This is a genomic window from Azospirillum sp. INR13 (assembly GCF_015390205.1).
Taxonomy (GTDB): domain Bacteria; phylum Pseudomonadota; class Alphaproteobacteria; order Azospirillales; family Azospirillaceae; genus Azospirillum.
The window spans coordinates 21,172-27,482 of the sequence record NZ_VUOI01000044.1 but is presented as its reverse complement, the minus strand read 5'-3'; the positions used below and the strand labels follow the sequence as shown (position 1 = coordinate 27,482).

The 6,311-nt window shown below is 68.3% G+C and carries 4 protein-coding genes and 2 pseudogenes; 4 read left to right on the top strand and 2 right to left on the bottom strand.

Annotation, left to right across the window (positions count from 1 at the left end; all coding sequences use genetic code 11):
* Positions 1-435: pseudogene (locus F1643_RS24115) on the top strand (hypothetical protein); the annotation flags it as partial.
* Positions 436-456: 21 nt separating this feature from the next.
* Here F1643_RS24115 and sugE read toward each other — a convergent pair.
* Positions 457-774, bottom strand: coding sequence for a quaternary ammonium compound efflux SMR transporter SugE (gene sugE, locus F1643_RS20245; RefSeq protein WP_194915068.1), 318 nt, complete (start codon positions 772-774; stop codon positions 457-459).
* Between the two features lie 224 nt (positions 775-998).
* Here sugE and F1643_RS20240 point away from each other — a divergent pair, with 224 nt between their 5' ends.
* The 3 genes and pseudogenes from F1643_RS20240 to F1643_RS20230 all read left to right on the top strand — a co-directional run bounded on the left by F1643_RS20240 (position 999) and on the right by F1643_RS20230 (position 5,984).
* Positions 999-1,322, top strand: coding sequence for a succinate dehydrogenase assembly factor 2 (locus F1643_RS20240; protein ID WP_194915067.1), 324 nt, complete (start codon positions 999-1,001; stop codon positions 1,320-1,322).
* Positions 1,323-1,376: 54 nt separating this feature from the next.
* Positions 1,377-5,029 (top strand): annotated as a pseudogene (mfd, locus tag F1643_RS20235) (transcription-repair coupling factor).
* Position 5,030: 1 nt separating this feature from the next.
* Positions 5,031-5,984, top strand: coding sequence for an ACT domain-containing protein (locus F1643_RS20230; RefSeq protein WP_194915066.1), 954 nt, complete (start codon positions 5,031-5,033; stop codon positions 5,982-5,984).
* Between the two features lie 93 nt (positions 5,985-6,077).
* On the opposite strand, the gene F1643_RS20225 is transcribed toward F1643_RS20230, so the two are convergent.
* A complete protein-coding gene (locus tag F1643_RS20225) occupies positions 6,078-6,275 on the bottom strand; it encodes a hypothetical protein (RefSeq protein ID WP_194915065.1) in 198 nt (65 codons plus the stop codon).
* Positions 6,276-6,311: the final 36 nt, after the last annotated feature.

The window sequence follows — 6,311 nt, the reverse complement described above, 5'->3', positions numbered from 1 at the left end:
GCCGGGGCCGCAGGCCATGTCACCCACCGCGTCGAAGTGTCGGGCGGAGACCAGCCGGGCCTCGTGGCGCGCCTGTCGGAGATCTTCACCCAGTTCGACGCCAACATCGTGCGCCTGGACGCGCAGACCCTGCCCGACCGCGCGGGCGAGCGCTATGTCCTGCGCTTCTCGGTGTCGATCCCGGCGGAGCGGGCGGAGGTCTGCCTGTCGGCGGTGGGCGAATACCGCGGAGACGCTTGGGCTGAACTGCCGGACGGAGGGGGTGTAGCGGGTACGTTAGCCCCCACCCTAACCCTCCCCCGCTCTCAGCGGACCTACGGTCCGCCTGCCGCGTCAGCACAAAGCATAGCTTTGTGCGAGAGCTGGGCGGGGAGGGAAGCAAGTGCTTACGGAAGGGCGGCGGCAGTCCCTCCCCCGCTCAGCGGGGGAGGCTAGGTGGGGGCATTCAGCGACCACTCACCCATGCAGGACTTTCAGCCCCACGATCCCCCCGACGATCGCCGCGATGCACAGCAGCCGCAGCGCTCCGGCGGGTTCGCCGAACAGCCACATGCCCAGCACCGCGGTGCCGACCGTGCCGATCCCCGTCCAGACCGCATAAGCCGTGCCCAACGGCAGCGTCTTCAGCGCGACCCCCAGCAATAGGATGCTCACCAGCATCGCCGCGGCGGTCAGGACACTCGGGACCAGACGAGTGAAGCCTTCGGTGTATTTCAGGCCGACGGCCCAACCGATTTCGAACAGGCCGGCAAAGAACAGCGTGACCCACGCCATGACGGTACCTCCGTCTTGGAATGGCGGGGTCGTCCCCACCCGGTAACCCTCTGCTCATCGGCGGGGTCGTCCCCGCGGGCCAGTGGGCAGATAGGACATCCACCTCCAGCGGTCAAGGCAGGCAGCCGAGGTTGCATCGCGGCGCCCGCCCGTGCAGGATGGGGTTCCTGAATGGTTCCCCCTTCGCCGCTGGTGGTGCTGGGGGTTTTCGACGTTGGAAAGCAATGACCGAAAACGGCACCCCCCCGGCTTCCGAGACGCCGGCCCCCGAGAAGGCCGAATCGCTTGAGAACCGGCGCAAGCGGCTGCGCTTCCGCTCCTGGCATCGCGGCACGCGCGAGATGGATCTGCTGATGGGCAGCTTCGCCGACGCCCATGTCGGCGAGTTCGACCATGCCATGCTCGACCGGTTCGAGGCGCTGCTGGAGCTTGGAGACCCCGACCTCTACGACTGGATGTCGGGACGGGAACCGGTTCCCCCCGAACATGACAGCGACGTGATGCGCCTGTTGACGGCGTTCCGTTACACACCACGTCAAGGCTCCTGACGGAGCCGGCCGAGGCTCTCTCGAAAGCACTTCCCTTCTCCGAGGCATCCTCCTTTGGTCAGTTACGATCTCCAGCCCGGCCGCGCCGGCCGTCTCCTGATCGGCGGCGCGCCCGAGGGTCATGACGCCCGCATCCTGGCGGAGCTTGCGCAGAAGGCTGGGGCTTATGGCCTGCTGCATGTGGCGCTGGACGACACGCGCTGCGCCTTGCTGGCGGAGGCGCTGGCCTTCTTCGCGCCGAAGCTGGAGGTGCTGACCTTCCCGGCCTGGGACTGCCTGCCCTACGACCGCGTGTCGCCGAACGGCGGCATCGTCGCCCGCCGCATCGACACGCTGACCCGGCTGATTGCAAGGCGAGAGGCGGCGTCGAACCGCGACGGGCTGGCCCCGCTGATCGTGCTGACCACCGTCAACGCCGTGGTGCAGAGGGTGCCGCCGCGGAGCGCGTTCAAGAACGCGGTGTTCTCGGCGCGCTTGCGCGACCGGATCGACCTGGAGAAGCTGCAGCACTACCTTGCCGGCAACGGCTACACCCGCGCCCAGACCGTGCGGGAGCCCGGCGAGTTCGCGGTGCGCGGCGGCATCGTCGACCTGTTCCCGCCCGGCACGGAGGAGCCTCTCCGCCTCGACCTGTTCGGCGACGAGCTGGAGGGGGTTCGTGCCTTCGATCCGATGACCCAGCGCACCACCGACAAGCGCGACAGCGTCGAGCTGAAGCCGATGTCGGAGGTCTTCCTGGACGAGGCGGGGATCGCCCGTTTCCGCTCCGGCTACCGCGAGCTGTTCGGTGCGGTGACCGACGACGATCCGCTCTACGAGGCGATCTCAGCCGGCCGGTCCTATGGCGGGATGGAGCACTGGCTGCCGCTGTTCCACGAGAGCATGGACACGGTGCTGGATTACCTGCCGCGCGGCATCGTCAGCCTGGACCATCAGGCCAACGAGTCGCGTGACGCCCGAATCGCGCAGGTGGTCGATTTCCACGCCTCGCGCGATTCGATGATGACCATCGAGAAGCGGACGGGTCGCCGGTCTACAAGCCGGTCCCGGTCGCCTCGATGTTCCTCGACACCACCGGCTGGGACGCGCTGTTGGCGGAGCGCGCGGTGGCGCAGCTGCAGATCTTCTCCACGCCTCCCGGCATCAAGGGCACTGTGGACGCCGGCGGCAAGCGCGGCCACGACTTCGCGGAGGAGCGCAACCGCCCCGACGTGAACGTCTTCGACGCGGTGAAGGACCATATCCGCGCGCTCCGGGCCGACGGTCGCCGCGTTCTGATCGCCGGCTATTCCGCCGGATCGCGCGACCGCCTGTCCAACGTGCTGGCCGACCACGGCATTCCGGGGCTGGAGCCGGCGGAGAGCATCGAGGATGTCCGCCGTTTCGACCGCGGCATCATCGGCACCATCGTGCTGGGGATGGAGCATGGCTTCACCTCCGCCGACCTCGCCGTCATCACCGAACAGGACATATTGGGCGACCGTCTGGTCCGCCCGGCCAAGAAGAAGCGCAAGGCCGCCAACTTCATCGCCGAACATTCGGCCCTGCATGAAGGCGACATCGTCGTCCACATGGACCACGGCATCGGCCGCTACGACGGGCTGGAGACGCTGGAGGTCACCGGCGCCCCGCACGACTGTCTGCGCCTGATCTATGAGGGCGGCGACAAGCTCTATGTCCCGGTCGAGAACATCGAGGTGCTGTCGCGCTACGGCTCGGAGGACGCCAATGTCCAGCTCGACAAGCTGGGCGGCGCCGGCTGGCAGGGCCGCAAGGCGCGGGTCAAGAAGCGCCTGAAGGACATGGCGGAAGCCCTGCTGAAGATCGCGGCCGAACGGATGCTGAAGAAGGCCGATCCGGTGCTGACGCCGGAAGGGGTCTATCAGGAATTCGCCGCCCGCTTCCCCTATCCCGAGACCGACGACCAGTTGAAGGCCATCGAGGACATCTTCACCGATCTCGGCAGCGGCCGTCCGATGGACCGGCTGGTTTGCGGCGACGTCGGCTTCGGCAAGACCGAGGTGGCTCTGCGCGCCGCCTTCATGGTGGCGATGAGCGGCAAGCAGGTCGCCGTCGTCGTGCCGACCACCCTGCTGGCGCGCCAGCATTTCAAGACCTTCTCCACCCGGTTCAATGGGCTGCCGGTGCGCGTGGTCCAGCTGTCGCGCATGGTCACCGCCCGCGAACAGACGCTGGTGAAGAAGGAACTGGCGGAGGGCACCGCCGACATCGTCGTCGGCACCCATGCCCTGCTGGCGAAGGGCCTGGACTTCAAGCGGCTGGGCATGGTCATCGTCGACGAGGAGCAGCATTTCGGCGTGAAGCAGAAGGAACGGCTGAAGGAGCTGCGCGCCGACATCCACGTCCTGACGCTGACCGCCACGCCGATCCCGCGCACCCTGCAGATGGCGCTGTCCGGCGTGCGCGAGCTGTCGCTGATCGCGACTCCGCCCGTTGACCGGCTGGCGGTGCGCACCTTCGTCCTGCCCTACGACCCGGTGGTGATCCGCGAGGCTATCCTGCGCGAGCATTACCGCGGCGGCCAGAGCTTCTATGTCTGCCCGCGCGTGGAGGATCTGGCGAAGGTCGCCGAGCGGGTACGCGAACTGGTGCCGGAGGTCAAGATCGTCACCGCCCATGGCCAGATGGCGGCCAGCGAGCTGGAAGACGTGATGACCGCCTTCGACGAGGGCAAGTTCGAGGTGCTGCTCGCCACCAACATCATCGAAAGCGGCCTGGACATCCCCAACGCCAACACGCTGATCGTCCACCGGGCCGACCTGTTCGGTCTGGCCCAGCTCTACCAGATCCGCGGCCGCGTCGGCCGGTCGAAGAAGCGCGGCTATGCCTATCTGACCTACGCCCCCAACAAGCCGCTGAGCGGCACCGCCCAGCAGCGCCTGCACGTCATCGAGACCTTGGACAGCCTGGGTGCCGGCTTCCAGCTTGCCAGCCACGACATGGACATCCGCGGCGCCGGCAACCTGCTGGGCGAGGAGCAGTCGGGTCAGGTGCGCGAGGTCGGCGTCGAGCTTTACCAGCAGATGCTGGAGGAGGCCGTCGCCAACGCCCGCGCATCCATGCAGGAGGGAGCGGTCGCCGCCGCCGCGGCGCAGGAATGGGTGCCGCAGATCAACCTCGGCACGCCGGTGCTGATCCCGGAAAGCTACGTCCCCGACCTGACCGTGCGCCTGTCGCTCTACCGCCGCATCGCCGATCTGGTCGACCGGGCGGAGGTGGACGGCTTCGCCGCCGAACTGATCGACCGCTTCGGCAAGCTGCCGGAGGAGGTGGAGAACCTGCTGGACGTCGTCACCGTCAAGCGCTGGTGCCGCCAAGCCAACATCGACCGGGTGGATGCCGGTCCGAAGGGTCTGGTCCTGGCCTTCCACGAGAATTTCTATGCCGAGCCGGCCAAGCTGCTGACCTACATCGCCCAGCATCTGACGCTGATGAAGCTGCGGCCGGATCACAAGCTGGTCTACAGCCGCGAATGGGCCGATCCGCAGTCCCGCGTGCGCAGCGTGCAGAAGCTGGTGAAGGATCTGGCGGAAATGGCGTCGGGTGGCGGCGTGCCGCGCGGCGAAACTCCGCCGCCGCCCCCTCCCCCGCCGCCGCCGCCACCGAAGTTGAGGCCCACCGGCGCCAAAGTGGCGTCGCGCTTCGGCACTCCGTCGCGCTTCGGCCGTCCGACCGGGCGGCGCTGAGATGGACGACCTGAGCCGCAATGCGTCGCTCGCCCGCCGGCTGGCGCGCGGCGACCGGCGGACGGTGGGCGACGCCCCCTCCGTCGCCGACGAGGTGTCCGCCGACCGCGGCAAGCTGGCGGAACTGGTCGGCTGCCTGTTCGACAAGGATGCCAGCGTGCGCATGCGCGCCGCCGATGCGCTGGAGCGGGTGTCGCGCGGCAACCCCGGCTGGCTCGATCCATATGTCGACCATCTGCTGACCGACGCCGTCGCCATCGAGCAGGCGGAGGTGCGCTGGCACATCGCCCAGATCGTGCCGCGCCTGACCATGGACGACGAACAGCGCCACCGCGCCGCCGTCCTGCTGGCGGACTGGTTCGAGAACAGCCCGAGCCGCATCGTCCAGACCAGCGCGCTGCAGGCAGTGGTCGATCTTGCCGAATCGGACCCCGACCTGCGCGCGACCTCGGCGGAGATGCTGGGCCGCGCCATGCGCTCCGGCGTACCGTCGCTGGCCGCCCGCGCCCGCCGAATCCTGAAGCCCTTCGAGGTGGACGAGGCGACGCTGACCGCGGCCCTGGTGCGCGAGCAGTCCGGCCTGACCCTATCGGTGCTGCCCGACCGGCTGGCGGTGGCGCAGTTGCCGCCCGGCAGCGGCCTGCCCGACTGGCTGGACTGGACCGACCCGCTGGTCGGCGCCACCCGTACGGGAGAGGAATTGTCGATCCTCTGCCGCGAGGACCGCGTGCCCGACGGGGTGAAGGCCGAGCGCGGCTGGCGCGCCTTCCGGGTGGAGGGGGTGATCGATTTCTCGCTGTTCGGCATCCTGGCCCGCATCGCCGTACCGCTGGCCCAGGCCCATGTGCCGATCTTCGCGATCTCCACCTACAACACCGATTACGTGCTGGTCCGCGCCGACGACCTCGACAAGGCGGCGGACGTGCTGGCGCTGAGCTGCACGGTGAAGCGGTAGAAAGAGGGTAAGTTCGCAATGCGGCGGCAGTCCCCTCTCCCGCCCAGCGGGGGAGGGTTAGGGAGGGGGGAAATGCCGGCTATCGTTCGCCCTTTAAGCCCCTCCCCCCTCACGCTGGCTCTTCTCGATGATCTCCTCCCGCTCGCCCATCTCCTCCCATTTCTTCTGAACGGGCTTGTCGGGATCGCCCGAGGCCTTGCCGGTCTTGTCCACCAGCTTGTCCTCGATTCGCTGGGCGGCGTCCGACGGCGCGTCGGAGGTCACGGATTTGGAGCGGTCCTGGTCGGTCATGGCGGCGGTCTCCCGTAAAGTTGGTTGACCACCCCA